25 protein-coding genes are annotated in these 25,810 nt (G+C 57.7%); 15 read left to right on the top strand and 10 right to left on the bottom strand.

Translation table 11 applies throughout. The features are described from left to right. Positions 1 to 196: 196 nt before the first annotated feature. The 4 genes from F0155_RS10110 to F0155_RS10095 form a co-directional block, all read right to left on the bottom strand. Positions 197 to 1,351, bottom strand: a complete 1,155-nt coding sequence (locus tag F0155_RS10110; RefSeq protein ID WP_150524390.1) for a helix-turn-helix transcriptional regulator — start codon at positions 1,349 to 1,351, stop codon at positions 197 to 199. A gap of 193 nt (positions 1,352 to 1,544) precedes the next feature. Further along, positions 1,545 to 1,805 carry an exodeoxyribonuclease VII small subunit gene (locus F0155_RS10105; RefSeq protein ID WP_150524389.1) on the bottom strand — a complete coding sequence of 87 codons (261 nt, stop codon included), beginning with the start codon at positions 1,803 to 1,805 and terminating at the stop codon, positions 1,545 to 1,547. A 118-nt stretch (positions 1,806 to 1,923) separates the two neighbouring features. Further along, positions 1,924 to 2,853 (bottom strand): histone deacetylase family protein, encoded by a 930-nt coding sequence (locus F0155_RS10100; protein WP_150524388.1) that lies wholly within the window; start codon positions 2,851 to 2,853, stop codon positions 1,924 to 1,926. Positions 2,854 to 3,366: 513 nt separating this feature from the next. Next, the gene (locus tag F0155_RS10095; RefSeq protein ID WP_150524387.1) at positions 3,367 to 4,356 is read right to left on the bottom strand and encodes an L-threonylcarbamoyladenylate synthase; all 990 of its coding nucleotides are present in this window, start codon (positions 4,354 to 4,356) and stop codon (positions 3,367 to 3,369) included. A 245-nt stretch (positions 4,357 to 4,601) separates the two neighbouring features. Between F0155_RS10095 and F0155_RS10090 the strand changes: the two genes are divergently transcribed. The 3 genes from F0155_RS10090 to F0155_RS10080 are packed head-to-tail and all read left to right on the top strand — an operon-like array spanning position 4,602 to position 8,028. Beyond that, a complete protein-coding gene (locus tag F0155_RS10090) occupies positions 4,602 to 6,383 on the top strand; it encodes an acyl-CoA dehydrogenase family protein (RefSeq protein ID WP_150524386.1) in 1,782 nt (593 codons plus the stop codon). An 18-nt stretch (positions 6,384 to 6,401) separates the two neighbouring features. Beyond that, positions 6,402 to 7,142 carry a crotonase/enoyl-CoA hydratase family protein gene (locus tag F0155_RS10085; RefSeq protein WP_150524385.1) on the top strand — a complete coding sequence of 247 codons (741 nt, stop codon included), beginning with the start codon at positions 6,402 to 6,404 and terminating at the stop codon, positions 7,140 to 7,142. A gap of 19 nt (positions 7,143 to 7,161) precedes the next feature. Beyond that, complete coding sequence (locus F0155_RS10080) at positions 7,162 to 8,028, top strand: SDR family oxidoreductase (protein ID WP_150524384.1); 867 nt, start codon at positions 7,162 to 7,164, stop codon at positions 8,026 to 8,028. A gap of 80 nt (positions 8,029 to 8,108) precedes the next feature. Here the strand turns inward: F0155_RS10080 and F0155_RS10075 are convergent, their stop codons facing one another. After that, a complete protein-coding gene (locus tag F0155_RS10075; protein ID WP_150524383.1) occupies positions 8,109 to 9,074 on the bottom strand; it encodes a DnaJ C-terminal domain-containing protein in 966 nt (321 codons plus the stop codon). 187 nt (positions 9,075 to 9,261) lie between these two features. Further along, entirely contained in the window at positions 9,262 to 9,624 is a 363-nt protein-coding gene (locus tag F0155_RS10070; protein ID WP_208999218.1) for an RT0821/Lpp0805 family surface protein, read from the bottom strand. A 183-nt stretch (positions 9,625 to 9,807) separates the two neighbouring features. Between F0155_RS10070 and pdxH the strand changes: the two genes are divergently transcribed. Beyond that, a complete protein-coding gene (gene pdxH / locus F0155_RS10065; RefSeq protein WP_150524381.1) occupies positions 9,808 to 10,443 on the top strand; it encodes a pyridoxamine 5'-phosphate oxidase in 636 nt (211 codons plus the stop codon). A 216-nt stretch (positions 10,444 to 10,659) separates the two neighbouring features. Here the strand turns inward: pdxH and F0155_RS23590 are convergent, their stop codons facing one another. Continuing rightward, a complete protein-coding gene (locus F0155_RS23590; RefSeq protein WP_192913798.1) occupies positions 10,660 to 10,797 on the bottom strand; it encodes a hypothetical protein in 138 nt (45 codons plus the stop codon). Between the two features lie 346 nt (positions 10,798 to 11,143). Between F0155_RS23590 and F0155_RS10060 the strand changes: the two genes are divergently transcribed. Continuing rightward, entirely contained in the window at positions 11,144 to 12,103 is a 960-nt protein-coding gene (locus F0155_RS10060) for a DUF1499 domain-containing protein (protein WP_150524380.1), read from the top strand. A 55-nt stretch (positions 12,104 to 12,158) separates the two neighbouring features. Here F0155_RS10060 and F0155_RS10055 read toward each other — a convergent pair whose 3' ends face one another. Then, the gene (locus tag F0155_RS10055) at positions 12,159 to 13,055 is read right to left on the bottom strand and encodes an MBL fold metallo-hydrolase (RefSeq protein WP_244303501.1); all 897 of its coding nucleotides are present in this window, start codon (positions 13,053 to 13,055) and stop codon (positions 12,159 to 12,161) included. 256 nt (positions 13,056 to 13,311) lie between these two features. Between F0155_RS10055 and F0155_RS10050 the strand changes: the two genes are divergently transcribed. Together F0155_RS10050 and F0155_RS10045 are read left to right on the top strand one after the other, a co-directional pair. Continuing rightward, the gene (locus tag F0155_RS10050; protein ID WP_150524378.1) at positions 13,312 to 13,800 is read left to right on the top strand and encodes an SRPBCC domain-containing protein; all 489 of its coding nucleotides are present in this window, start codon (positions 13,312 to 13,314) and stop codon (positions 13,798 to 13,800) included. 180 nt (positions 13,801 to 13,980) lie between these two features. Continuing rightward, the gene (locus F0155_RS10045) at positions 13,981 to 15,294 is read left to right on the top strand and encodes an ATP-binding protein (RefSeq protein WP_150524377.1); all 1,314 of its coding nucleotides are present in this window, start codon (positions 13,981 to 13,983) and stop codon (positions 15,292 to 15,294) included. Positions 15,295 to 15,392: 98 nt separating this feature from the next. Here F0155_RS10045 and F0155_RS10040 read toward each other — a convergent pair whose 3' ends face one another. Continuing rightward, positions 15,393 to 15,848, bottom strand: coding sequence for a hypothetical protein (locus F0155_RS10040; RefSeq protein WP_150524376.1), 456 nt, complete (start codon positions 15,846 to 15,848; stop codon positions 15,393 to 15,395). A 470-nt stretch (positions 15,849 to 16,318) separates the two neighbouring features. Here F0155_RS10040 and F0155_RS10035 point away from each other — a divergent pair, with 470 nt between their 5' ends. From F0155_RS10035 to phoB, 6 genes are all read left to right on the top strand, one after another. Continuing rightward, entirely contained in the window at positions 16,319 to 17,359 is a 1,041-nt protein-coding gene (locus F0155_RS10035; RefSeq protein ID WP_150524375.1) for a substrate-binding domain-containing protein, read from the top strand. A 62-nt stretch (positions 17,360 to 17,421) separates the two neighbouring features. Next, positions 17,422 to 18,891, top strand: coding sequence for a phosphate ABC transporter permease subunit PstC (gene pstC, locus F0155_RS10030; RefSeq protein WP_150524374.1), 1,470 nt, complete (start codon positions 17,422 to 17,424; stop codon positions 18,889 to 18,891). Beyond that, positions 18,891 to 20,246 carry a phosphate ABC transporter permease PstA gene (gene pstA, locus F0155_RS10025; RefSeq protein WP_150524373.1) on the top strand — a complete coding sequence of 452 codons (1,356 nt, stop codon included), beginning with the start codon at positions 18,891 to 18,893 and terminating at the stop codon, positions 20,244 to 20,246. Before pstC ends, pstA begins: the two co-directional genes overlap by 1 nt. Positions 20,247 to 20,257: 11 nt before the next feature. Beyond that, on the top strand, positions 20,258 to 21,055 hold the full coding sequence (pstB, locus tag F0155_RS10020; RefSeq protein WP_150524372.1) for a phosphate ABC transporter ATP-binding protein PstB: 798 nt from the start codon (positions 20,258 to 20,260) through the stop codon (positions 21,053 to 21,055). Positions 21,056 to 21,093: 38 nt separating this feature from the next. After that, entirely contained in the window at positions 21,094 to 21,795 is a 702-nt protein-coding gene (phoU, locus tag F0155_RS10015) for a phosphate signaling complex protein PhoU (RefSeq protein WP_150524371.1), read from the top strand. Positions 21,796 to 21,845: 50 nt separating this feature from the next. Next, positions 21,846 to 22,538: a phosphate regulon transcriptional regulator PhoB gene (gene phoB / locus F0155_RS10010; protein WP_150524370.1), complete on the top strand. Its 693-nt coding sequence runs from the start codon at positions 21,846 to 21,848 to the stop codon at positions 22,536 to 22,538. A gap of 145 nt (positions 22,539 to 22,683) precedes the next feature. On the opposite strand, the gene F0155_RS10005 is transcribed toward phoB, so the two are convergent. Beyond that, a complete protein-coding gene (locus F0155_RS10005) occupies positions 22,684 to 23,235 on the bottom strand; it encodes a GcrA family cell cycle regulator (protein WP_150524369.1) in 552 nt (183 codons plus the stop codon). A gap of 419 nt (positions 23,236 to 23,654) precedes the next feature. Between F0155_RS10005 and F0155_RS10000 the strand changes: the two genes are divergently transcribed. Both F0155_RS10000 and argF read left to right on the top strand, forming a co-directional pair. Next, a complete protein-coding gene (locus tag F0155_RS10000) occupies positions 23,655 to 24,863 on the top strand; it encodes an aspartate aminotransferase family protein (RefSeq protein WP_150524368.1) in 1,209 nt (402 codons plus the stop codon). After that, the gene (argF, locus tag F0155_RS09995) at positions 24,860 to 25,789 is read left to right on the top strand and encodes an ornithine carbamoyltransferase (protein WP_150524367.1); all 930 of its coding nucleotides are present in this window, start codon (positions 24,860 to 24,862) and stop codon (positions 25,787 to 25,789) included. Before F0155_RS10000 ends, argF begins: the two co-directional genes overlap by 4 nt. Positions 25,790 to 25,810: the final 21 nt, after the last annotated feature.

Genomic DNA, 25,810 nt, shown 5'->3' with positions numbered 1-25,810 from the left:
TAATCGACAGGTTGTGCAGAATTTTATCTGAAACCAAAATTAAAATCGATAATCACCCTTTTGGGTGATGAATTTAGGTGCAAACTAGCATAGTAGATTTGGCGTGGTCGATGGGGCCACGTGCACAGTGATTGACTTAGGGCCGGTTTCCGGCCCTTTTTTTTGCCTTGAAAACCCTACGGATTTATCCGCATTTTCATGAGTACAACTGAGAGAGTATGTAGAGTAAATTCGAGACTTCAAGTTGTGATTGCGTTCCGGTTTTGTCAAAAATCCGTCTGAGATGTGTTTTGACCGTATTTCGCGTGATCCCGAGCTGATCGGCTGTTTCAGGACCTGATCCCGTCGCCGCAAGAAGGTAGGCCAGCTCGGCTTCCCGCTCTGACAGGGCGTAGATTTCGCGCAAGACATCGACAACCTTTCGCGAGAGATCCCGGTTTCGCCATATTTCAATCTGGAGGAAAGGGCCCGGAATGCCAGTTTTCCTGCGGGCGGTATTGCGAACAAGACGAAGGGCAACGCGCGTAAACGTGTTTCCGCCTCCCGAAACGAACAGGACATCCTCGGCTTCAGATGGTGGCTTGTTGCGCGTGCGCTTGTCCGCAGTTCCCAATGCCGGGCCAAAGGTCATGGCATTAAGCGCGTTTTCCAGCTTCAGATCCGTGGCAGCAAGGACGTCGCCCTTCAAGCTGAAAAGGTCGGATTGCGACAGGAGTTCTCGAAAGGACGGCGTGGCTGATACCAGAGCCATGTTCCTGTCCACGATGGCCGAGCAGTGATGGGCAGCGCTTGCCTGGAGTTCCAGAATGCGGTTTTGCGTTTCTGACTGATCAAGGGACGAGGTTATCGCAAGTGCCCCGGACACGGTTCTCGACAGTCTGCCGAAAGACCCGCGAACGCGGTCCCTGTGCGTTTCCGCAGGATCAAGCGTGTCGAACAAGATGCCCATGATCACGGTTCTGTTCGCCGGACGAGCCACGGGGGTGAACAGGCCAATTTTCTTCTCCAGATCCGAGAACCGACCGGCAACAGCCGCGTTGGAATATTCCAGCGCGATGTTCGACTTGCAGAAGAGATAGTTCAAAGGCGCTTCGTGGATCAGGAAGGTGAGAGGACTGACGCCACTCTCGATCTTTGTTGCGCCCAGAAAGTCGACTAGTGCCCCGAAGGAATTGCCGGACGCAAACTGATCCGTCAGGCGACCTGCTGCATCCACTTCCAGCAGACAGGCTTCTCCGCCAAAGACCTTGCCGATCTTCTCCAGAGTTGGATCCCACAATTCAGGTGCCGTCGCACAGGCCTGAACACTATGGTAAAGCTCAAACTCGTCCTGAACATTCATCCACGTCATCGACCACCCGGAAAACTATCGCAGCGAAGACGAATGCCGAAAGGTACGGGACACGACGCCTTCTGTTCTTCACATCATCGAAGGGCGATAGTGAGTAAACACAGAGGTTTCGCGCTCCGACTCCTGCGGAACGATACAATCTTTTAGTGTAGGCGACATTGATTTTTCTCACATGGAGAAAAAAGTGGCGCGATCAGACTTCGCCAGCGTCCAGCGGTGTCTTGCCGGAAGCATTGCCGTCCCGGTCGAGCTGGATCTTCTCGACCTTTGCTTCTGCAGCCTGCAGCAGTTTGTCACAATGCTTGCGAAGGGCAGAGCCGCGCTCATACATGTCGATGCTGCGCTCCAGCGGCACGTTGCCCTGTTCCAGCTCCTGCACGATTCTCTCAAGCTGCTTGAGGGCATCTTCAAAGGAAAGGCTGCTGATATCGGTGGCCGTTGGAGTCTCGGACATGGCGTGATCGGATCCGCTCTGGTTCATTGAATCGAGGGCAGACCGTCGCTGGTCAGGGCGTCCCAGTCAAGAGCAGGAGCACAGATTCATGGTGAGGAATTGGCTCGCTGCCTGCAGACTATCCTGTCATCAGCGTCATGACATGGGCGGCAACTGACCGTGCAAGTCCTTCCAGATCATATCCGCCTTCCAGAAGCGACACGACGCGGCCGTCACAATGCTTGTCGGCAACATCCATCAACGCCTTGGTGGCCCAGGCAAAGTCCGCCTCCACGAGGTTCAGGCCGCCCAGCGGGTCACGGTAATGCGCGTCAAAGCCCGCGGAAATGATGATCAGTTCCGGCGAGAATGTTTCCAGTCGCGGCAGGATGACCGCCTCCATGGCTTCCTTGAAGATCGCGCCATCGTCACCGGCATTGAGCGGGACATTGACAATCGTTCCGGCATCGCCCGTCTCGTCGGCTGCGCCCGAACCTGGATAAAGGGGCATCTGGTGGGTCGAGCAGTACATGACACTCGGGTCAGCCCAGAAGATGTCCTGTGTTCCATTGCCGTGATGGACGTCAAAATCCACGATGGCCACACGGTCGATGCCGTGTTTCTCCTGCGCATAGCGAGCGGCAACTGCCGCATTGTTGAAAAAGCAAAAGCCCATGGCCCGATCTTTTTCTGCATGATGGCCGGGTGGGCGGCTGGCGCTGAAGGCATTGCGCACCTTCTTCGTGACAACCTCGTCAACGGCCTGACAGGCAGCTCCCGTTCCTCTCAATGCTGCTTCCCAGGTTCCGGGCGACATGGTCGTGTCTGCATCAACCCGCGCAAGACCTTCCTGTGGAGAGAGGCTGTGCAGCTCGTCGATATAGGCCATTGGATGCGCGCGCGCGATGTCTTCCAGTCTGCCGATCTGCGCCACATCGCGTTCCAGCGCCTGAAAGCGTTCATGTTCCAGAATGCGATCCACTGATCGCAGTCGGTCCGGTCTTTCCGGATGGCCGACCGGGGTAAGGTGATCGAGATAGGACGGGTGCTGAAGGAGAAGCGTCGACAAATGTCAGAATCCATGTACGGGCAAGTAAGGGCGCCCATCCAAGCCTGCAACCACTGACAGTGTCAACATGAGTACGTGTCTTCGCGGATACGACATTCAGGTAATCGATTGGTCGATCCCCTCGCACAGCAATTCAATTGTCTTTGGAGGGGAAAATAAAAGAGGACCCTGCCACCCGTGGTGGAAGGGTCCTTGAAGGTGCGAGCCTAGGGTTAGCTCGTAGGGAGGTCCGCCGCATTCCCAATCGTTAGATTAAAGATAGGCGATTTGGGCGGCCTCAGACGAGTGACTTACCGTTAGAAAAAGGTGCACCCTGTGCATAAAGGTGGAAGTCGGGGGCGGATATCTGCGGCTTTCAGCCCCCTTTGTTCATAAGGTTCTGATCGTGTTGACGAAAGTTGGAAAGGCGCATTTGTCAATTCCGCCGCAGGTATCAGTTGCCCGCGCGGTTTCAGGGTAATGTAACCTCTGGTTTATCGCTCTGCCTGAAGTGTTAACGGAAATTAACGTTTGTCAGCGCGGCGCGGCAGCCCGGCGAAGGCGGTCGTTGATCGCCGCTCCAAGACCGGTTTCGGGAATCGCCTGAACGCAAATCATGCCCGTTCCGGTCGCGTCGAGAGTGCGCAATCCTGTGAAAAGACGAGCTGCCGCTTCGCGCAGGTCCCCATCCTGACTGAGATTGAAGATGCCGGCGGCCTGGTCCTGGCCGGGCAGGGGCGTTGGTCCGAACCCCAGAAACGCTTCACCGGGATGAACGTCGATGGCGTTCAGCCGCACTTTAGCACCGGGGGCATAGTGGGAAGTCAGCATGCCGGGGGCTTGCGGATTGGTGTCATTCGGGGTGTGGGTCACCGCAAGCGGACGCCCGATTGCAGCTTCCAGCTCTTCCAGTGCAATGCCGCCCGGACGCAGCAGGCGAACCTCTTCCCCGACACAGGCGACAATCGTGGATTCAATGCCTACCGGGCAAGGCCCTGCATCAATGACATGTGCAAGGGAGGGGGCCAGATCCTTCACGACATCGTCCGCAGTCGTCGCGCTTATCTTACCCGACAGATTGGCGCTGGGGGCTGCCAGCGGTCGCCCGCTTTGGGCAGACAGCGCTCGCATGATCGGACCTGCGGGAACGCGAAGCGCTACGGTGTCCAGTCCTGCCGTTGCAAGATCACTGATGCCGGAGGAGGCAAGTCGCGGCACGACAAGTGTTAAAGGGCCCGGCCAGAACGCCTCTGCAAGGCACATCGCATCGGCATTGAAGTCGCCATGCCTGCGTGCCGTCGCAAGCGAATCCACATGCGAAATAAGCGGATTGAATTGCGGACGCCCCTTCGCCTCGTAGATGCGGGCACACGCTGCCGGATTGGTGGCATCCGCCGCCAGTCCATAGACAGTTTCCGTGGGAACACCGGCCAGTTCGCCGTCGAGCAATGCACGCGCAACGTCGCGGATCATCGGATCATCCGCAAAGTCGGTCTTGTCGCTCTCCAGTTTCCAGCGTTGCATCACATGCTCCGGTAGGGCTAGCCTGCTTTGGTCTGCCTGTCAGTCCACGATTTACAGGCTTGCCATGACGAGCCCGCAAGATCGGGGTTGACGTTTACGTAAACGGAGGTAGGTTGATGTCAACCTGTTCCGCTGCCGTCCAATAATTGCCTTGTGCGGTGTGGACGCGCCAACGTCAAGCCATGTCAGGCAGATGTCTGGCGGATGTAAGGCGGAGCATATCAACGGTGTATCGGGAGGATACCGTGTATCGCGCACCAGTCGACGAGATTGCATTCACGCTTAGGGAAGTCTGCGGACTAGGGGATCTTTTGTCCGGTGGAAGCTTTCCGGACCTATCTGACGATCTTGTCGATGCCATTCTGGCCGAGGCAGGGCGGTTTGCACAGGAGGAAATCGCTCCGCTGAACAAGATCGCAGATGCCCACGGAACACCGCTCAATGACGGCAAGGTGACAACGCCTCCCGGCTGGAAAGAGCTCTATCACCGCTGGATCGAAGGCGGCTGGAATGGTCTTTCCGCGCCCGAACACGCCGGTGGTCAGGGCCTGCCGCAAATGCTGTCTTCGGCTGCGCTGGAATTGTGGAATTCCGGCTCCATGGCTTTTGCCATAGGTCCGACACTGACGATTGGCGCCATTGAGGCCATGGAAAAGCATGCCTCGGAAGAGCTGAAGTCCATCTATCTGGAAAAGCTGGTGTCCGGTGAGTGGATGGGCACCATGAACCTGACCGAACCGCAGGCCGGTTCGGACCTCAACGCCTTGAAAGCCAAGGCCGAACGGGCAGGAGACGGCACTTATCGCATCTTCGGGCAGAAGATCTTCATCACTTATGGCGAGCACGACATGACGGACAATATCGTCCACATGGTGCTTGCCCGCCTGCCCGATGCACCGGCTGGAACCCGCGGCATTTCGCTGTTTCTCGTACCCAAGTTCCTCGTCAATGAGGACGGAACGCTTGGTGCAAGAAATGATGTTCGTTGCGCCGGTGTGGAGCACAAGATGGGCATCCACGGATCGCCCACCTGCACCATGATCTACGGTGACGGTGAAGGGGCCATCGGTTGGCTTGTCGGCGAGGAAAACAAGGGCCTTGCCTGCATGTTCACCATGATGAACAACGCACGCCTAGCCGTCGGCATTCAGGGTCTTGGCGTCGCCGAGCGGGCCTATCAGGCGGCACTGGCCTACGCGATGGACCGAAAGCAGGGCCGTGTCGCGGGTCAAAAGAGCGAAGGCATGGCACCTATCGCGCTCCACCCCGACATCAAGCGCTCGCTGCTGGGCATGCGGACCCGTACGCAAGTGGCACGGGCCATCTGCTATTCCTGTGCGCATGCCATCGACATGGCCAACACGGCACAGGATGCCGACGCAAAGGTGTTCTGGTCGGAGCGCGCCGGATTGCTGACACCGATTGCCAAGGCACTGTCGACCGATTTCGGGGTGGAAGTTGCCTCTATCGGCGTCCAGATCCATGGTGGCATGGGCTATATCGAGGAAACCGGTGTGGCCCAGCATCTGCGCGATGCGCGTATCGCTCCGATCTACGAGGGCACCAACGGCATCCAGTCCATCGATCTGGTGATGCGCAAGCTGCCCTTGTCAGGCGGCGAGCATGTGCGCGGCTTCATCGCGGAACTTCGCGAGATTGCAAATGAAGTGATCCAGTCCAACCGCGCTGACCTTGGCGATGCGGGCAACCGGTTGAACGCAGCTCTGTCCGATCTTGAAGACGCGACCGAGTGGATGCTCAAGGCGCAATCCGAAGGCCGGGTCGATGACGCCCTCGCTGGTGCAACGCCCTATCTGCGCCTCGCCGGTGTCACCCTCGGGGCAGCGCTGCTGGCCAAGGGAGCACTGCGCTCGGGAATGGACAATCCGAAGGCTCGGGATCTGCGCGCTCTCATGACACGCAATTATTGCAGCACACTGCTTGGCGAAGTGTCAGGTCTCAAACAGGACATTGAGGGCGCCGCCAGCACCATTTTGGATTTTGATCCAGAAGCACTCGCCTCCTGAACGGGCAAGGATGAAAGTATGATCAGTCAATCACTGGAGAACGGCGTTCGCATTCTCCGCATGGACCGGCCTGACAAGAAGAACGCCTTGACCGGCGACATGTACACCGCGCTTGCCGAAGCGTTCGAGACTGCCAATGATGATCCTGAGGTTCGCTGCCAGCTTCTTTGCGGGCACCCCGGCGCGTTCACTGGCGGCAACGACATTGGCGATTTCCTGTCCTATGCCGGCAAGGTGGAAATGGGCAAGACGCCGGTGATCCGGTTCCTGCGCGCCCTTGCACGCAACGAGAAGCCACTTGTCGCCGCTGTCGACGGTGTTGCGATCGGTATCGGCACCACACTCCTGATGCATTGCGACATGGTGTTCGCAGCTCCAAACGCGGTCATTCGCTCTCCGTTTGTTGATCTGGGGTTGGTGCCGGAGGCAGGGTCCAGCTTGCTGGGGCCGATGATCATGGGCCATGCCCGTGCATTCGAGCTTCTGTGCCTTGGCCGCACCTTTTCTGCCGAAAAGGCGTTGCAGGCTGGGCTGGTGAACGAGGTTGTCGAAGACGCTGAAGCGGCAGCCCGTCAATGCGCTGAGGAGATCGCTGCCAAGCCGCCAGAGGCCATGCGCCTGTCGCGCAAGCTGCTGCGCGGAAACACACAGCATCTGGAAGATCGGGTTGAGGAAGAAGCGGCAATCTTCGCAAGCCGCCTGACCGCTCCGGAAACCATTGCGGCCTTTCAGGCCTTCATGATGAAGAAAAGCAAATAACGCCTTCGGGAGAGATTTCATGACACTTGCAGGAAAAACCCTGTTCATTACCGGCGCCTCCCGTGGGATCGGCAAAGCCATCGCACTTCGTGCGGCCCGTGACGGCGCGAACATTGCCGTTGCCGCAAAGACGGCAGAGCCGCACCCGAAACTGGAAGGCACGATCTACACGGCAGCCGAGGAAATCGAAGCTGCAGGCGGCAAGGCGCTGCCGCTGATTGTCGACGTGCGCGAAGAGGACTCCGTCAAGTCGGCCATCGACAAGACCGTTGAGACCTTTGGCGGCCTCGACATTCTGGTGAACAATGCAAGCGCAATCCAGCTAACGCCGCTCGCACAAACCGACATGAAGCGGTTTGATCTGATGCACCAGATCAATACGCGCGGCACGCTGATGTGCAGCAAGTATGCTGCTCCCCATCTGGCCAAATCCGGGAACCCGCATATCCTCATGCTGTCACCGCCGCTCGACATGCAGGAAAAGTGGTTTGCGCCCTTCACTCCCTACTCAATCGCCAAATACGGCATGAGCCTTGTGGTCCTTGGCCTTGCAGGCGAGTTGCGGCCAAAGGGAATTGCGGTCAACGCCTTGTGGCCCCGCACCACAATCGCCACTGCCGCCATCAAGAACATCATTGGTGGTGACAAGCTGATGCGCCAGAGCCGCTCGCCGGAGATCCTGGCGGACGCGGCCTATGAGATCTTCACGTCTCCCTCAAAGGAACTGACTGGTCAGTTCCTGATCGATGACACGTTCCTCGCAAGTCGCGGCGTGACTGATTTCGACCAGTATCGGATGGATCCGTCCGAGGCACTGGCACCGGATTTCTTTGTCCCCGATGACAGTGTTGCTCCAGCCAGCCTGAAGGCTCTAGAAAACAGCTGAGGCTGAGCCGCTCAAGCGAAACAAAAAAAAGGCGCGGGAGGAATTCCCGCGCCTTTTTCAATTCAAAAGACCAGAGTGATTTAATCGAATTCCGGTCCGCGCGCCCGATAAGGCGTCACTTCCTGCCAGGCCTTCATCAGGGTGGAAAGCTCCCGGTCTTCATGCGGAGGCAGCGCGATCTGCAACTTGACCAGAAGATCGCCATGGCCGCCTGCCTTGGTCGGCAAGCCCTTGCCCTTCAGGCGCATCACCTTGCCGCTGGAGCTGCCCGCCGGAATGGTCAGGTTTACGGCACCCGTCAGGGTCGGGGTCCGCACCTTGGCACCCAAAACCGCCTCATACAGCGTGATCGGCAGGTCAAGGTGCAGGTCCGCGCTGCGAACCTCGAACAGCTTGTGCGGCTTCAGGCGGATTTCCACCATGGCATCGCCTGCCTGACCGCCATTGGCAGAGGGATGGCCCTGTCCGCGCAGGCGGATCTTTTCGCCTTCCACGGTTCCTGCCGGAATGTTGACGCTGACGGTCTTGCCTGAGGGAAGGGTGACTTGCGCCTTGGCGTCGCGGACCAGATCCTCAAGCGTCACATGTGCAACGATGTCGGCATTGTTGCCTTTGACCGGAGCGCTCTGGGTGCGCGCACCGCCACTGCCGCCAAAGCCGGATTTGCTGCCACGGGACCCGCGCCCGCCAAAGCCACCGAGAATGTCGCTCAGAATATCATCAAACGCGCCGCCGCCCATGCCCGCGCCCTGCTGGCCGAACCCGCTACGGGCATTGCCTGCATCGCGAAAGCCGCCGAACCCTTCGAAGCCCTGAAACTTCTGCTTTCCTTCAGCGTCGATCTCGCCGCGGTCGAACTGCGCGCGTTTCGTTTTGTCGCCAACGATCTCGTAGGCCTGGTTCACTTCGGCAAAGCGAGCCTGTGCTCCCGGATCGTCCTTGTTGTGATCCGGGTGATATTTCATGGCCATTTTGCGAAAGGCCTTTTTGATTTCGCCTTCGCTTGCGCCCTTGGAGACACCAAGAACTGAATATGGGTCACGCATGTTGTGTCACCAAAATCGGTTTGGGCCGCCAGTCCCTCGGTCTTGCCACACTGGCAGATCGTCAGGACCGGTGTGCCGAGACTTACTTGAACCATATATCGGGATTGCTAGGAAAAAATTCCAGACCACCCGCGTCCATGCGGAGTTTCAAGCTCCTTGAGCCCTTTTACCGGTATTGCGGTGAGGTTCAAGCGTTGTTGGCAGCAAGAGCGGTGATCACCATGCGCTGGGAAATATCCCGGCAGGCGGTCCCATGATAAATCTTGATGCCTGCGATGGTATTCGCGGTCGTGTCGAACTCGAGACAGCCCGTGTCTGTCAGGGCCGAAAGATTGACGTTCGATATCGTGCCGGAGTTGCCGCTTTCCGGGTTTGTCCATGCAAGGGTCTGGTCCGGCTTGATCTGGTCAGCGGGGTCAACGGACGCCGAATCGAGGGTGAGCGCAAGGATCTCGCGATCTCGCTCATCCACGTCGGCATAGGCAACATCGGTATTTGACGGAATGGAACCGGTCAGGATGGTGGGCGTGTCCACATCATTGCTGCCCAAGGGCGCACTGCTGCAGCCCGCGATGACGGGTGCTATTAGAAGTGCTGCGCCGAGGATTGTGCCCGAAGACCACTGGATCTTTCGGAGTGCCGCAGTATATGACTGACTACGAAACATAGACTGACCTTTCGTGCCCGCCATACTGGCGAGGCCTCTGCCATCGAGTCCTTCGACAGGTTTCCCATGACAACAAATGATCTTTCGGCAAAAGAGTTAACAAATGGTGATTTCACCGAAGCATCGAAGCCATTTCTCCTTTTTGAAGAATGGCTTGAGGATGCAAAGGGCAAAGAAATCAACGATCCGAATGCGTTAGCGCTGTCCACAGTTGACCCTGACGGAATGCCAAATGTGCGGATGGTCTTGCTGAAAGGGTTCGATGAGCGCGGGTTCGTCTTCTACACGAACTTCGAAAGTGCCAAGGGCAGGGAGCTGCTGGCGACCCCCAAGGCGGCCATGTGCTTCCACTGGAAGAGCCTGCGCCGGCAGGTTCGCATTCGCGGCATTATAACCGTCGTGGAGAATGACGAGGCCGACGAGTATTACCAGTCACGCCCGCGAGGCAGCCGGATCGGGGCCTGGGCGTCCAAGCAATCCCGGTCACTGGAAAGCCGTTTTGCGCTGGAAAAAGAAGTGGCGCGATACACGGCGAAATTCGCCATCGGTGAAATCCCTCGTCCCGAGCATTGGTCAGGCTTCCGTCTGGAACCGCTGCAGATCGAGTTCTGGCATGACCGTCCGTTCCGCCTGCACGACCGAATCGTGTTCAGCCGCGCCAATGTCACGGATGACTGGAGCAAGGATCGGCTTTATCCGTGATCGTGTTTGTCGCGGATCTAGGTGCCAGCCGTGATGTGAGAGAGTTTTGGGAGAGGCAGCTGCAAGACGGCAAACGCTGAAACGCAGCTGCGGCTCTCAAATGGCTCCGAAAAAAGGTGGAGCCGTCAAACAGTTTGGCAATGAGGATGCGGTGCATATCGCCCGCATCACGGTCTTTCCTGCACCTAAAATAACCGCGCCGGAAAGATCGATGTCTTACTTGCCAGCTACTGCCGCGCCCTTCTTGCAAAGGCTTGCAGCGGTGATGGCCTGAATACCAACCGGCTTGTACAGATTGAGAAGCGAGTTGGCGGTGGAAACCGCTTGAGAGGACTGGTTTGCTTTTGCAGACATCGACTTTTTTGCCTGATACTGGTTTCGGGTGGACGGGCTTTTGCTCCCCGATTACGACCTTCCTGTGGCAGCCGAGAAAAAAAGTCCGGTTAGACTGTTGCCATCTAACGTCGTTAAAAATGCAGCGTTGAGGAAAACAATGCCAGTCAATTCCGATAACGGTTTGTTACTCGATTGCATACACTTGCATGGATTCCTTGAAGTTTGGCGAGCTATGTTTCCGTAAGGGTAGCTTCGGGGCTTCTGCGGGGCGGTGCCAAAATACCGATCCTGTTCAAAATTGCCTTCGGAATTTCCGCTGCAGATGCTACGAGATGGCATGGAATGAAGGACGTGAAAACGGCACATGAAGCGCTATCCCGTCTATCGGTCATCGGCAGCCTCCTACAGCAGGGCTATGGGCAACCTTGCTGTCCCCGTTGTGATTCTTGCAATCCTTCTCCAGCGATTGGGTGCAACTGAAACAAGCACCACCGCGCTCTCGATATTGGCAGGTGGTCTGTTTGGCGTGATCGCCATCGCCCTTGCCGTTTGGGCCTATTATCGCCTCTGGGTGAAAGGGGGCACCGGATGGGCATCTGCAATCTGGGGCAGTCTGGCCGGACTATTGGCTTTGGCCCCGGTCATCGCCATCATCATCTTGTTCCGCATCGCACCGCCCGTGCAGGATCTGGCGACCAATCCGGAAAACCCGCCCGAAATTGAAGGCGTTGGGAACGACGGCGTTCATCCGCTTGAAGCTGCGCTCGCGGGCATTATCGACAAACTGGCACTGCAACCAGCCGCGGCGGAAGACCGCCTGACCCTGCAACGGCAGGCCTATCCTGACATTGTGCCGAGGCGTTACCGCATCCCGCCCGCACGCCTGCACGCCGCTGTCCTTGAAGCGGTGAAACTGGAAGGGTGGGAGTTGACGGGCGAAACACCGCCGGATCTTCTGGATGATGCGACCCGCCTGCAGGTGGCAAGCCGGTCGCCTGTCCTTGGCTTTGTCTCCGATATTGCCGTGCGTATCAGGCCCGATGCTGTTGGTTCCCTCATGGATGTACGGGCTGTGTCGCGCGGGCATTTGCCGGACCTGACCGGCAATGCTGGACGGATACGAAAGCTCCTTGCTCGCATCGACGGCGTGTTGTTGTCGACCTATGGCGACCTTGAACAGCTGACTGTTCTGGAAGGTGGCGATCTGGAGCCCGAACCCGAAGCGGCGGACGGATCGCAGGATGCCCAGGACGCACTCCCGGTGCCGGGATTCAAGCCCTATTTCGAAGGGGAAGATACGATCGAACCGGAACAGGATCTGTAGCCGGCAGCCCTCGATGGCTAGGCTGTGTGGACCTTAAGATGGGGCTCATACCCTGTCAGCGGGTGTAAAACGCATTCAGTCCGATGACCGGATCTGCCTTTGCAAGTCTCCGGTCCACCAAATCCTCAAGCTGCGCAAAGACGGAGAGCGCCGCCGCCGGTTTCAGCATCGGCGGCAGTCCTTCGTATATGGCGTCGACCAGTTCCGGAATGGAGATCGGCTCTGAACCGAGCCTGGCCAAAATGGCCGCTTCACGCTGCAGGCGATGGTGTTTCAGGTCGCCAACATAGGTCGCGGCATCCCCGACAGGTCCGCCATGACCCGGGAAATAGATCGTCTCCGAGCGCTCGAGCATCTTGTCGAGAGACACCATGTAGGCCCGCATGTTTCCGTCAGGAGGCGCGACAATGGATGTCGACCAAGCCATCACATGGTCAGCGGAAAAGAGATACGCGCTGCCCTCAAGCGCAAAGCACAGATGGTTTTCCGTATGGCCCGGCGTCGCGATGGCTTCGAGGCTGAATTCTCCAAACCGCGCGACTGTTCCGTTTTCCAGCTCCCTGTCTGCGCGGAAGGCTTTGTCGCCGCTCGCATCCAGAGCATTGATCTCTCCATCAACGAGGGCGCGTGCGGGTCGATGGGGCGTACAGCCAATCACGGGAGCTCCGGTCCGCTCTTTCAAAAGAGCCGCTCCCGGCGAGTGGTCCACATGGGTGTGGGACACGACAATGGCCTCAACCGTCTGGCCTTTTGTGGCGGTTAGTATCGCTTCCAGATGCTGCGCGTCGGCCGGGCCCGGATCGATGACCACGACGGATTTCTGTCCCACAAGATAGGTGTTGGTCCCGTGAAAAGTGAACGGGCTCGGATTGTTGGCAGTCAGGCGACGAATGCCGTCCGCAACCTCGGTGGCCAAACCATAATTGGGATCAAATTCGCGGTCGTGCTTCAAGGCGCTGCCTTCATGTTTGTCCGATGCGCTTTTTCTATCGCGTGACTTCCGGAATTTGTCACCCCCGAATTCCTTATCCTCTTTCGAGCAAGGCAGTGAGGTATGTTCAGATTTAAGTTGAAAACGCCGCAATCGACACAAAATTGCAACTGAAAGCGGCAACATTGCTGCTGTAGGTGTTAAATCGATTTAGAGTAGTGACGGCTTCGGTTCGCATTGATCGTTTTCAAAATTGCTGCAGGCAACAAGGGTATTCATGTCCGGCGGAGACAATTGTCATTTCGAGTGTTTTCTACCTGTTCCTCGCGAGATGGCGTTTGGCCTCGTCGTGGATCAGCTTGATCGCTGGTGGACGAGCCCTTTCAGTCGCAATCCGGCTACACCGGACCCGGTTCGGGAAGTGGCTATCGAGCCTTATCCCGGTGGGGTCTGCTACGAAATCGGCATGGACGGAAGCCGCCGGATCTGGGGCACGATCCTGTCCATCGAGAAGCCGCTCTACATCCGTATTGCCTGGCAGGTTGCCCCGAATTGCGATCGCATCGCCGATCCGGGCGCGGCGAGCCGGGTGGTGATCCAGTTTCGTGAGGCGGGCGAAGTAACGCGGCTTGAAGTCACCCATGGCGAATTCATTCGCCACGGACCTGCCGGTGATCAGTTTCGCGACTTCATGGCAAGCGAACATGGCTGGCCCCTGATGCTTGCAAATCTCTCCCACACAGCGCGGGAGTGCGTGCGCGCCTGATCCGGTGAAACTCCCTTGGTGGGTCAGGCGGCCATCCGCAGGCCTGTCATCTACCTGACACGCAAATCATGATAGGGGAGTCACTCGATTCCATTTCGATATTGTGATTGTGTTCTGAAGGTTATTGCTTAGTCGGCGAACGAGCGGGATCCTGACCCGGTAAAGGGAGCTGTTTTCCAGATGTCGAGTTCCGAGAACGGCGAAATTGCCGGGTCTGTGTCACAAGACGGTCTGCAGTCCGGTCTAACGAGCAGATTGCGAACGGCTAGGCCTGCGCTTGTTGTCGTTGCGGCTCTGGCGATCCTTGCCGTCACCTTCTACGACGTCCCGATCATCCACGTTCTGCTGGCCGCAGGAGTGCTGGCGGCTGCGCTGCTTTATGCCCCGGAAGACGTGCAGCCTGGTCAGCGGAAGGTGTCGCAGCTTCAGGAAAAGGGGCGCGTTTGGCCGAGCACAGGCATGAAAGTCACCGTGGATGCGCTAGCCTCGCCCTGCTTTCTCGCAGATGGCAAAGGTGCGATCCGCTACATGAATGACGCTGCCGAAAAAGCGTTCGGACATGGACGCGTCGGCGATCCGCTTTCCTTCTCCTTGCGGGCTCCCAGCCTTCTGGAAGCGTTCGACCGGGCAACGTCATCGGCATCCTTCGAGCGCATTGTCTGGATGGAAAAGGTGCCGACCGAGGCCTGGTATGAAGCCAGTCTGGCACCGATCTACTTGCCGGGAACATCCAGAGCGTTGCCGCGCCGACCGAGGCCGGATTTCGTGCTCGTCACGATCACCGACATGACCGAGCAGCGGCGCCTGGAGCGTATGCGCACCGACTTTGTGGCAAATGCCAGCCATGAGCTGCGCACGCCGCTCGCATCTTTGGCCGGGTTCATCGAAACCCTCCAGGGACCGGCGAAGAATGACCCGGAGGCGCGGGAGCGGTTCCTTGCCATCATGTTTGAACAGGCCGGCAGGATGCGCCGCCTGATTGACGACATCCTGTCGCTCTCGCGGATTGAGCTGAAGGCCCATGTCCGTCCGGACAAGGATGTCGATTTGATCGAGATTGTCCGCCACACCGCCGATGCGCTGGCACCTCTCGCACGTGACCTGGAAGTGGACATCGAGATCGTTGTTCCCGACACTCCCGCGCTCATCAAGGGGGACCGCGATGAACTCATCCAGGTGGCCGAAAATCTCGTCGAGAATGCTCTCAAATATGGAAGCTCAGGCAAGAAGGTCGAGCTGATCGTGGAGCAGGTGCCAAATGGCGACGCGCAAGGCTTTGCCATGAAAGTGCGAGATTACGGGCAGGGGATAGCCGACGAACACATACCCAGATTGACCGAGCGGTTCTATCGGGTGGATGTGGAGACTAGCCGAAGCCAGAAGGGAACGGGTCTTGGTCTGGCGATTGTGAAGCACATCCTTGCCCGCCACAGAGCGAAACTCACCGTTGAAAGCAAGGTGGGTGAGGGATCTGTGTTCTCGGTGGTGTTTTAGGCGCTGAACGTCAAGAAAAAGCAGGTTTGAACCCCGCCGGGTGGTGCCCGGCGAGGTCCGTTCTTGTGATGGGTGGGAAAAAACTCAGGAAGAAAAGGTCAGACTCCGGCTTTCCCGGAGAATGGATTGCCCTTAGGGGCTCTGGACTTGTCGGCATCAGTCTTGTGGGCGTGAACTTGGAACTTTTTGCCGTTCTTGATTGCTTTGATGTCTCCGGAACGTTCGAGCGTCCCCTGGTAACTGCGCTTGTCCACCGGTGAACGGTAGGAATAGGTCACCACCGCATGTTCGGTAATAGCCGTCTTGGAAAAGCCATTGTCGGCAGCAACCGCTGGCGCAATTTCACACGGCATGTAGGCAAGGTCACTTGTATCCTTGTAGACGACCTTGCTCTTACCTGCCTTGATGAAGCAGTCTTTCTTCACGGAAACGACCTTGGCTTCAACGAGCGTGTAATTGGTATTCAAGTCGTGATTATCGTAGGCGTTCAATCCATATGCACCGATAGTGACGCCACCGAAAACGACTGCTTTTGTTACAAGACGACCAAACATATTACCCTCCAAAAGAAATACAGGGTAAAACTAGCAGTGACATGTATAAATTACGTTAGGGAAAGTAGAAAACAGCTCGTTGGTCGAATGAGTGCAATTTAGAAAATATGATTTATTATTTGTTTACTATGAAAGTGTCGAGGCGGTGATGTCCGGACCGGGCCGGTTTCTGATCCTCGGCAATGTATTGGCTGCTTGAATGTCGCAGCAAGAATAGACGAGAGAGTCGGGAGCGCGGGCATCCCGCAGAAAGATTTCGTCCATCAAATATGACGGGACTCAGCCCATGACCGGTAGAGTGGCCGGTGCTCCTTAAAAAGTATGAGCAAATACAAAGGCATAAATTGTCATAAAACTGATATCTAACTGTCATAGAAGTCTCATGCGCAGGAAATACGGTCGCGCCATCGAACGGACAGAACAGTCCGACGATTGATGTTCAAACCTTGACATTCAAAGGGAGTGGTCAAGTGAAATTTACGACCCTCGTTAGTGCAACTGCCATCGTTGCTGCTTCTGTCTCCTTCGTTGGCGCCGCTCAGGCCCGTGATCAGGTCCAGATCGCCGGTTCCTCCACCGTGCTGCCTTACGCTTCCATCGTTGCCGAAGCCTTCGGCGAAAACACCGACTTCCCGACACCGGTTGTTGAATCCGGTGGGTCTTCCGCTGGTCTGAAGAAGTTCTGCGCCGGTGTTGGCGAGAACACGATTGATGTTGCCAACGCTTCGCGCAAGATCAAGGACAAGGAAATCGCAACCTGCGCCGAAAACGGTGTGAAGGACATCATCGAAGTCCGCATCGGTTACGACGGGATCGTGTTTGCCTCCGACATCAACGGCACCTCCTTCCAGTTCACCCCGGCTGACTGGTACCGCGCACTCTCCGATCAGATCGTTGTCGACGGCAAGCTCGTTGCCAACCCGAACAAGACCTGGGCCGACGTCAATCCGGAATTCCCGGCGCAGCCACTTGCAGCCTTCATTCCGGGCACCAAGCACGGCACCCGTGAAGTGTTCGAGGAAAAGGTTATCCTCGCAGGCTGTGAAGCATCCGGCGACTTCGATGTCATCAAGGCTGCAAACGGCGATGACAAGAAGGCCGCTGAAAAGGCTTGCATGGCCCTTCGCACCGACGGTGTTTCCGTTGACATCGACGGCGACTACACTGAGACCCTTGCTCGCATCGACAGCAACAAGAACGGCATCGGCGTGTTCGGTCTGGCTTTCTACGAAGGCAACACCGACAAGCTGCAGGTCGCGACCATGTCTGGCGTAACCCCGTCCACCGAGACCATCGCTTCGGGCGAGTATCCGGTTTCCCGTCCGCTGTACTTCTACATCAAGAAGGCACATATCGGCGTGATCCCGGGTCTGAAGGAATACGCTCAGTTCTTCGTCTCTGACGAAATTGCAGGTTCTGAAGGTCCGCTGGCCCAGTACGGTCTCGTTTCCGACCCGGCTCTGGCAGACGTCCAGGCCGCTGTCGAAGCTGAACAGACCCTCGGCAACTGATCTTGCCCAGTCGAAGGGGTGGTGCTGCCACCCCTTCTTTCCTTTTGTTTCAGGACCTTTTCATGTCCCTTGGATATATCCTGCTCGCGCTGCTCGTCCTGTCCGTCATCGGCTATGTGCTGGGTCGCAGCAAGGCTGTCAGTTCAGCCGGAGGTGACGGTCGCCGGTTGCACTCGTTGCCCGGTTACTATGGCTGGAACGTCGTCCTGGCCACTCTTGCACCATCACTGCTGGTGCTTGTCGTGTGGCTGTTCGTTCAGCCGGCCTATATCAACACGCAGGTTGCCTCTCTCATTTCGCAGGAAACGGTTGCCAAGAGCTCGCTCGACCTCGTTCTGAGCGATGTTCTGCGGGTTGCCGATGGTCTTGATGTTGCCGTTGAAAGCGGCGCACTTTCCCAGGAAAAAGCGCAAGCCCTGTCTGCCGGATCGGTTGATGTCAGGGCGCTTCTTGGCGATCTGGGGGTGGCGCTCGCCTCCGAGGTGACCGATGAAATCCTGCATGCCGCTCAGGCCTATCGCGATATCAACGCGAGCGGGGAGTTTTATCGCGCAATCCTCGTTCTTGCCGTGGCCATTGCGGGGTTCGCCCTTGCCATCGCGAGGACGCACAAGGATTTCCGGGCCCGAAACGTTGTCGAGCAGGCCATCAAGTGGATCCTGATAGCTGCGGCCTCGATTGCGATCCTCACGACGCTGGGGATCATCCTGTCGCTGATCTTCAACACGGTCGAGTTTTTCAAGATTTATCCCGCTTCCGAGTTCTTCTTCGGAACCGTCTGGAGCCCCAGCTTCGGCGGCGGATCTGAACTTGGTATCCTTCCGCTGATCTGGGCAACCCTCTACATTTCCTTCATCGCGCTGGCTGTCGCGGTTCCCATTGGCCTTTTCGCGGCGATTTATCTGTCCGAATACGCAACGCCTGCCGTGCGCGCCATTGCAAAGCCGCTTCTGGAAGTGCTTGCCGGTATCCCGACCATCGTCTACGGCCTGTTTGCCCTTTTGACAGTTGGTCCGTTGCTGGTGGATGTGCTCGGAAATGATGGTCTGCTGGGTGTTGGCTGGATGCAGGGTGCATCTTCTGTCTTCACTGCCGGGTTCGTCATGGGCATCATGTTGATCCCGTTCGTCAGCTCGCTTTCCGATGACATCATCAACGCCGTGCCGCAAGCAATGCGTGACGGGTCGCTCGGCCTTGGGGCAACCCATTCCGAAACCGTCAAGCAGGTGATCCTGCCCGCCGCACTTCCCGGCATTGTGGGCGCCATCCTGCTGGCCGCTTCCCGCGCCATTGGCGAGACCATGATTGTGGTGCTCGGGGCAGGGGCAGCTGCCCGGCTCAGCGTCAATCCGTTCGAGGCGATGACGACGGTGACCGCGAAAATCGTGAGCCAGCTGACCGGTGATGCCGACTTTGCTTCACCTGAAGCTCTCGTTGCCTTCGCACTCGGCATGACCCTTTTTGTCATAACCCTCGGCCTGAACATCATTGCGCTCTACATCGTGCGCAAATATCGGGAGCAGTACGACTGATGACCGACGTAACGACCAATCCGGCGTCGGAAACCCCGGCCTCCCGGAAAAAGACATCCCTCCTCACGGTCGATGCCCTGACCCGGAAACGCAATGCAGCCGAGACCCGCTTCAAGGCCTATGGCGTCGTGGCGATTTCAATCGGCGTGTTCTTCCTTGCCGCACTCCTGTGGGCGATCCTTTCGAACGGGATGTCCGCCTTCCAGCAGACGGTCGTCTCGCTGAACATCACAATTGATGTTGCGCGACTTGAAGCCGCCGAAAAGTCCATCGTCAAGACATCCAAATACAACGCCATCATCGATGAGGCGCTGATTGCCAAGATGAAGGATGCGGGTGTCGAGACGGAAATGTCAGGCAAGGACCTGCGCAAGATGCTGTCATCGGGCGCAGCCGCCACGATCCGCGATGATGTTCTGGCCAACTGGGACGCCATCAAGGCCCGCGACGGTCAGGTGATGCAGTATGACGTGCTCGCGTCTTCCCGCGTCGATGGTTACCTCAAGGGCCGTGTTACCCGTGAAGCCCTTGCGCGCGACAAGAACCTGGACGCAGCCCATCTTGATATCGTTGATCAGCTCGTCGCCAAGGGCACGATGGTCAAGTCGTTCAACTGGGACTTCATCCTCGGCACGGACGCGTCGGACAATCGCCCGGAACAGGCCGGTATCGGCGCCTCCATGCTCGGCTCCTTCTACATGATGCTGGTGGTGCTGTTTCTTGCCCTGCCGATTGGGGTTGCAGCTTCGATCTATCTGGAAGAATTCGCCCCGAAGAACCGGTTTACCGACCTGATCGAGGTGAATATCTCCAACCTCGCCGCGGTTCCGTCCATCGTGTTTGGTATCCTTGGTCTGGCTGTGTTCATCCAGTTCATGCACCTGCCGCAATCCGCGCCGATTGTCGGCGGTCTGGTGCTGACGCTGATGACCCTGCCGACCATCATCATCTCCACCCGTGCGTCGCTCAAGGCGGTTCCGCCGAGCATTCGTGATGCCGCTCTGGGGATCGGTGCTTCCAAGATGCAGGCAACCTTTCACCACGTCCTGCCGCTTGCCATGCCGGGTATTCTCACCGGCACCATCATCGGCCTTGCACAGGCGCTTGGTGAAACGGCTCCGCTGCTTCTCATCGGCATGGTGGGCTTCATTGCCTCCAACTATCCCGATGGTCTGGCGGACGGGTTCTTCTCTCCGAATTCTGCAATGCCGGCCCAGATCTACGAATGGGCCAAGCGGGCGGACCCGGCATTTTACGAACGCGCCTGGGGCGGTATCATTGTCCTGCTCGTGTTCCTCCTGACCATGAACATTCTGGCCATCCTCTTGCGCCGTCGCTTCGAGCGCCGCTGGTAAGGACGTAACCGATGAACAAGATTTCCAGTTTCGACGAAACGAACGATATGACCGACAGCAAGATCACCGCCCGCAACGTTCAGGTCTATTATGGCGACACCCATGCCATCAAGGACGTGAGCATCAACATCAAGCCACAAGCGGTGACAGCCTTCATCGGCCCGTCCGGCTGTGGCAAGTCGACCTTCCTGCGCACGATCAATCGCATGAACGACACGATCGATATCTGCCGTGTCGAGGGCAAGATCCTGATCGACGACGAGGACATCTACGATCCAAAAGTCGACCCGGTCCAGCTGCGTGCCAAAGTCGGGATGGTGTTCCAGAAGCCGAACCCGTTCCCGAAGTCGATCTACGATAACGTCGCATATGGTCCGCGCATTCACGGCCTTGCCCGCAACAAGTCGGAGCTGGACGAGATCATCGAGTCCAGCCTGCAGAAGGCCGGACTTTGGGCGGAAGTGAAGGATCGCTTGCATGCGCCCGGCACGGGCCTGTCCGGTGGTCAGCAGCAGCGCCTGTGCATTGCCCGCGCCATTGCAGTCAGCCCGGAAGTGATCCTGATGGATGAGCCCTGTTCCGCGCTGGACCCGATTGCAACGGCAAAGGTCGAAGAACTGATCGACGAGCTGCGCGAGAACTACACGATCGTCATCGTGACCCACTCTATGCAGCAGGCGGCACGCGTGTCGCAGCGCACCGCATTCTTCCATCTCGGGGTTCTCGTGGAAGAGGGTTTGACGCAGGATATTTTCACCAGTCCGCGCGACAAGCGGACAGAGGATTACATCACCGGCCGCTTTGGCTGAGCATTCGCGCGGCGGGTGAATTTAACGAAGGAACTGGAATGGCTGACCATATTGTTAAGTCATATGACGAAGAACTGTCCGCCCTTGCCGGCAAGATTGCCGAAATGGGTGGTCTGGCGGAAGTGATCGTGAACAACTCCGTCTCTGCACTGGTGACCCAGGATCTGGAGCTGGCGCGCCAGACGATTGCGCAGGACAAGCGGATCGATGACCTGCTTCAGGAAATCGAGATGCGCCTGATCGAGATCATCGCGCGCCGTCAGCCGCTGGGCAAGGATCTGCGCGAGATCGTTTCTGCAGGCCGCATTGCCAACGATCTGGAGCGCGTTGGCGACATGGCGAAGAACATCGCCAAGCGGGTCATTGCAATTGATGCAGGCCTCAATTCCAAGCAGCTGGCCATCGGTCTGGAGCACCTCACCGAACTGGCCCTGAACCAGCTGAAGCGCGTTCTGGATGCCTATGCCAGCCAGAACGCAGACATGGCAGCGAAGGTTCAGGAAGACGATGCGGAAGTGGATGCCGTTTACACCTCCCTGTTCCGCGAGTTGCTGACCTACATGATGGAAGACCCGCGCAACATTACTCAATGCGCGCATCTTCTCTTTTGCGCAAAGAACATCGAGCGCATTGGCGACCATGCCACCAACATCGCCGAGAACGTCTACTACATGGTCTCCGGCGACCGTCTCAGTGAAGACCGTCCGAAAGTGGACGAGCTAGGCGACAAGGTCAGTTAAGCAACGGGTCTCTAGAACCCGTCCCGCTCATTTTTCTGGAGCCAACTGGAATGCCCAAGGTACTGATCGTAGAAGACGAAGAACCCATCAGCCTACTTTTGAAGTACAACTTGGAAGCGGAAGGATATCAGGTTGAAGTTTGCGCAAGGGGCGATGAGGCCGACCTGCGCTTGAAGGAAACCCTGCCTGACCTGCTGCTGCTCGATTGGATGTTGCCGGGCCTCTCCGGCATCGAGCTTTGCCGTCGCATCCGCGGGCGCGAGGAAACAGCCCAGCTGCCTGTCATCATGCTGACGGCGCGCGGTGAGGAGGCAGAACGCATTCGGGGTCTTTCGACCGGGGCCGATGATTATGTGGTCAAGCCGTTTTCGGTGCCGGAGCTCATGGCCCGCGTCAGGGCGATCCTACGCCGTGCCAGCCCGGAAGTGGTTTCCACACTGCTGAAATCCGGAGATATCGAACTCGACCGCGAGACCCACCGCGTTCGTCGCAGCGCCAAGGAAATTCACCTTGGGCCCACCGAGTTCCGCCTTCTGGAATTCCTCATGACATCACCCGGACGGGTCTACTCGCGCGAGCAGCTTCTGGACGGCGTCTGGGGACATGATGTCTATGTCGACGAACGAACTGTCGACGTGCATGTCGGCCGCCTGCGCAAGGCGCTCAATCGCGGCAAGGACAAGGATCCGATCCGCACAGTTCGCGGTGCCGGTTACGCCTTCAACGACCAGTTCGCGTGCTGATTTTCAATATCTGAATGGCTGCGAGTTCAAACCGCATGGCGGATTGGCTTCGCGGCCATTTGCATTTCTGCACATCTTGATCTGAAAAAAGAAAACCCGGCGTAGGAGCCGGGTTTGAAGTCAAGCAGCAAATTGGAATTCCGGATCAGGAGGCAGCCCGGATCTGCGGGGCGGCCCGGCGATCACGGCGACGGTCGTTGACCGGCTGATACGCGATCTTGCAGTGATGTGCGCAATAGGGAACGCCTGCATCCGACTGGCGGCCGCAGAAGTAGAAGTCGTCGGTGCTCGGGTCACCGATCGGCCATTTGCAGGTACGCTCGGTCAAGGTGAGGATCGAGGCACGCTCGGAAATCGGCACGAGTTCCGCAATCGGCTCGACGCGCGGGGTCGGAACAGCCATCGGGGCTGCTTCAATGTCCATCTTCAGAGCGGTGGCGCCCTGCGTTGTCGGCTGATGGGACTTTGGTGATGGGGTCTTTGCAGATTGTGCAGGTGCAGATGCTGTCCGCGTGCGCTTGGCCTTGGGCGCAGCGGTTGTCGTCGTCTTTGCCCGTCCGGACAGTCCAAGACGGTGAACCTTGCCGATAACTGCGTTGCGGGTCACACCGCCCAGTTCACCGGCGATCTGGCTTGCGCTGTGTCCCTCACTCCAGAGCTTCTTGAGAAGCTCCACGCGTTCTGTCGTCCAACTCATTTGCCGCACCTCTAGTCTGTGACCTAACGGTCATCAGGCAGTATTTCTTCGCTAGGGCACTAAAGGCGCGCCCCACTGTGGCATATGTTGTGCCTACAAGTGACTTCCTGCACGAGATATCGTGTCTGACTGGATGAAGATTACAATAGTGGGAAATGCAAGGGCAATAAGTGGGCCAAAAGCAGTTGGGGATGAAATGACTTTTCCCCATCAAATGTAAACGGATGAGTAACTTTCCGAATCTCTCGGGAATGCGCCATTTCAATTGACAGATGCCTGTCAAAACGCTCTATATGTCCGCCGATGCGTGTGCCGCCTCTTCGGGGCGGCACGCTGCGTTTCAGCCCCGGGTTTTCTTTTTGCGGCCAAGGCCGGGCAACCCGACCCTCAATTACTCAAACCGACGGAAAGTTTATGACATGACATCGGCGTCATCGCTATTTGGGAACTACGCAAGATCGAATTTGCAGTTCGATCACGGGAATGGGGTCTGGCTCGTGACGCGAGACGGCCGACGATTCCTCGATTGCGGGTCCGGGATTGCGGTCAATTCGCTGGGTCATTCGCATCCGCATCTGGTTGAGGCGCTGAAGGCGCAGGCTGAAAAGCTCTGGCATGTCTCCAACCTGCACACGGTGCCGGGGCAGGAAAAACTTGGCGAGCGGCTGGCCAAGGCCACGTTTGCCGACAAGGTCCTGATGGTGAACTCCGGGGCGGAAGCCATGGAGGCCTGCATCAAGGCCGCACGGCGGTATCATTACAACAATGGCAACCCGGACCGGTTCCATGTCGTCACCTTTGAAGGGGCGTTCCATGGCCGGACGATTGCAACGATTGCTGCAGGCGGTCAGGCAAAATATCTGGAAGGCTTCGGACCCAAGGCTCCGGGCTTTGATCAGGTGCCTGCCGGGGATCTGGAAGCGCTTGCTGCCGTCATCGGCCCGCAAACAGCTGCCATCGCCATCGAGCCCATTCAGGGTGAAGGCGGCATTCGCGAGCAGGGGGCAGATTTCCTGCGCCATCTGCGCAAGCTGTGCGACGACAATGGCATCTTGTTGATCTTCGACGAGATCCAGACCGGTGTTGGCCGCACAGGCAAGTTCTTTGCTCACGAGTGGTCCGGTGTGAACCCGGATCTCATGGCCATCGCCAAGGGCATCGGTGGTGGTTTCCCGATGGGGGCGTGCCTTGCAACCGAGGAAGTTGCAGCCTGCCTGACGCCGGGAACACACGGAACGACCTTTGGCGGCAATCCGTTGGCCATGGCCGTCGGAAATGCCGTTCTCGACGTTGTGCTGGAGGAGGGCTTCCTCGACAGCGTTGAAAAGAAGGGCCTGTTGCTGAAGCAGAAACTGGCGGGGCTGGTCGACAGCCATCCGGCGATTTTCGCGGAAGTGCGTGGCAAGGGCTTGTTGCTGGGCCTGAAATGCGCTGCGCCCGTAGGTGACCTTGTTTCTGCTGCGCGCGAGGCAGGGCTTTTGATTGTCCCGGCAGGCGACAACGTAGCCCGTATCCTGCCGCCGCTTACAATCACGGAAGAGGAATTGGACGAGGTGGTGAACCGCCTTGATGCAGCCGCTTCCACCCTTGAAGAAAAAACAATATCCGTGGGAGGAGCCGCAGGATGAACGCAAACGGCGAACTTCGGCATTTTCTGGATCTGACAGAATTTGGCGGCGATGAACTTCGCGCCATTCTGGATCTTGGAAAGCAAATCAAGAAAACACGCAACGGTGTGCATCGCGGTCAGGGCCCTCTGGCTGGCAAGGTGCTGGCCATGGTGTTTGAACAGCCCTCCACCCGGACCCGTATCTCTTTTGATGTCGGCATGCGTGAGCTTGGCGGTGAAACCCTGATGCTGACGGGCGCGGAAATGCAGCTTGGTCGCGGCGAGACCATCGCTGACACCGCGCGTGTTCTGTCCCGCTTCGTCGATGCGATCATGATCCGCATCCTTGATCACAATGATCTGAAGGAACTGGCGGATGCAGCTACTGTGCCGGTCATCAACGGCCTCACCAAGCTTTCCCATCCATGCCAGATCATGGCCGACATCATGACCTACGAAGAGCATCGCGGGTCGATTGCCGGCAAGAAGGTTGCCTGGACCGGCGACAGCAACAATGTGCTGGCGTCGTGGGTGCATGCCGCCCCGCGTTTCGACTTTGAAATGCGCATCGCGACCCCGAAGGAACTCGCCCCGCCGATGGACCTCATCGAAAAGGCACGCGCTGCTGGTGGCGAGATCATCGTAACCGATGATCCGTTTGAAGCCGTCAAGGGCGTGGATTGTGTCGTCACCGACTGCTGGGTCTCCATGGGAGATGACGACGAGGAGCAGCGTCACAACCTGCTTGGTGCCTATCAGGTCAATGGACGCCTGATGAAGGAAGCCAAGTCGGACAGCCTCTTCATGCACTGCCTGCCAGCGCATCGCGGAGAGGAAGTAACGTCGGAAGTTATGGATGGCCCGCATTCAGTGGTTTTCGACGAGGCCGAAAATAGGCTACACGCACAAAAAGGCATTCTCGCCTGGTGCTTCAACGCGGCCTGATGGCGAAACAACAATAGGATA

Source organism: Roseibium sediminis, assembly GCF_008711325.1.
In the GTDB taxonomy this organism is placed as follows: domain Bacteria; phylum Pseudomonadota; class Alphaproteobacteria; order Rhizobiales; family Stappiaceae; genus Roseibium; species Roseibium sediminis.
This window is presented reverse-complemented; position numbering and strand designations above follow the sequence as displayed.

Excerpts from the sequence above, each read along its gene's own strand:
- F0155_RS10000 (WP_150524368.1), top strand. The coding sequence starts at position 23,655 with ATGACATCGGCGTCATCGCTATTTGGGAACTACGCAAGATCGAATTTG.
- F0155_RS10040 (WP_150524376.1), bottom strand. The coding sequence starts at position 15,848 with ATGTTTGGTCGTCTTGTAACAAAAGCAGTCGTTTTCGGTGGCGTCACT.
- F0155_RS10075 (WP_150524383.1), bottom strand. The coding sequence starts at position 9,074 with ATGCGTGACCCATATTCAGTTCTTGGTGTCTCCAAGGGCGCAAGCGAA.
- phoU (WP_150524371.1), top strand. The coding sequence starts at position 21,094 with ATGGCTGACCATATTGTTAAGTCATATGACGAAGAACTGTCCGCCCTT.
- F0155_RS10105 (WP_150524389.1), bottom strand. The coding sequence starts at position 1,805 with ATGTCCGAGACTCCAACGGCCACCGATATCAGCAGCCTTTCCTTTGAA.
- F0155_RS10085 (WP_150524385.1), top strand. The coding sequence starts at position 6,402 with ATGATCAGTCAATCACTGGAGAACGGCGTTCGCATTCTCCGCATGGAC.
- argF (WP_150524367.1), top strand. The coding sequence starts at position 24,860 with ATGAACGCAAACGGCGAACTTCGGCATTTTCTGGATCTGACAGAATTT.
- pstB (WP_150524372.1), top strand. The coding sequence starts at position 20,258 with ATGAACAAGATTTCCAGTTTCGACGAAACGAACGATATGACCGACAGC.
- pstC (WP_150524374.1), top strand. The coding sequence starts at position 17,422 with ATGTCCCTTGGATATATCCTGCTCGCGCTGCTCGTCCTGTCCGTCATC.
- F0155_RS23590 (WP_192913798.1), bottom strand. The coding sequence starts at position 10,797 with ATGTCTGCAAAAGCAAACCAGTCCTCTCAAGCGGTTTCCACCGCCAAC.
- pdxH (WP_150524381.1), top strand. The coding sequence starts at position 9,808 with ATGACAACAAATGATCTTTCGGCAAAAGAGTTAACAAATGGTGATTTC.
- F0155_RS10080 (WP_150524384.1), top strand. The coding sequence starts at position 7,162 with ATGACACTTGCAGGAAAAACCCTGTTCATTACCGGCGCCTCCCGTGGG.
- F0155_RS10005 (WP_150524369.1), bottom strand. The coding sequence starts at position 23,235 with ATGAGTTGGACGACAGAACGCGTGGAGCTTCTCAAGAAGCTCTGGAGT.
- F0155_RS10050 (WP_150524378.1), top strand. The coding sequence starts at position 13,312 with ATGTCCGGCGGAGACAATTGTCATTTCGAGTGTTTTCTACCTGTTCCT.
- F0155_RS10110 (WP_150524390.1), bottom strand. The coding sequence starts at position 1,351 with ATGACGTGGATGAATGTTCAGGACGAGTTTGAGCTTTACCATAGTGTT.
- phoB (WP_150524370.1), top strand. The coding sequence starts at position 21,846 with ATGCCCAAGGTACTGATCGTAGAAGACGAAGAACCCATCAGCCTACTT.
- F0155_RS10060 (WP_150524380.1), top strand. The coding sequence starts at position 11,144 with ATGAAGCGCTATCCCGTCTATCGGTCATCGGCAGCCTCCTACAGCAGG.
- F0155_RS10045 (WP_150524377.1), top strand. The coding sequence starts at position 13,981 with ATGTCGAGTTCCGAGAACGGCGAAATTGCCGGGTCTGTGTCACAAGAC.
- pstA (WP_150524373.1), top strand. The coding sequence starts at position 18,891 with ATGACCGACGTAACGACCAATCCGGCGTCGGAAACCCCGGCCTCCCGG.
- F0155_RS10095 (WP_150524387.1), bottom strand. The coding sequence starts at position 4,356 with ATGCAACGCTGGAAACTGGAGAGCGACAAGACCGACTTTGCGGATGAT.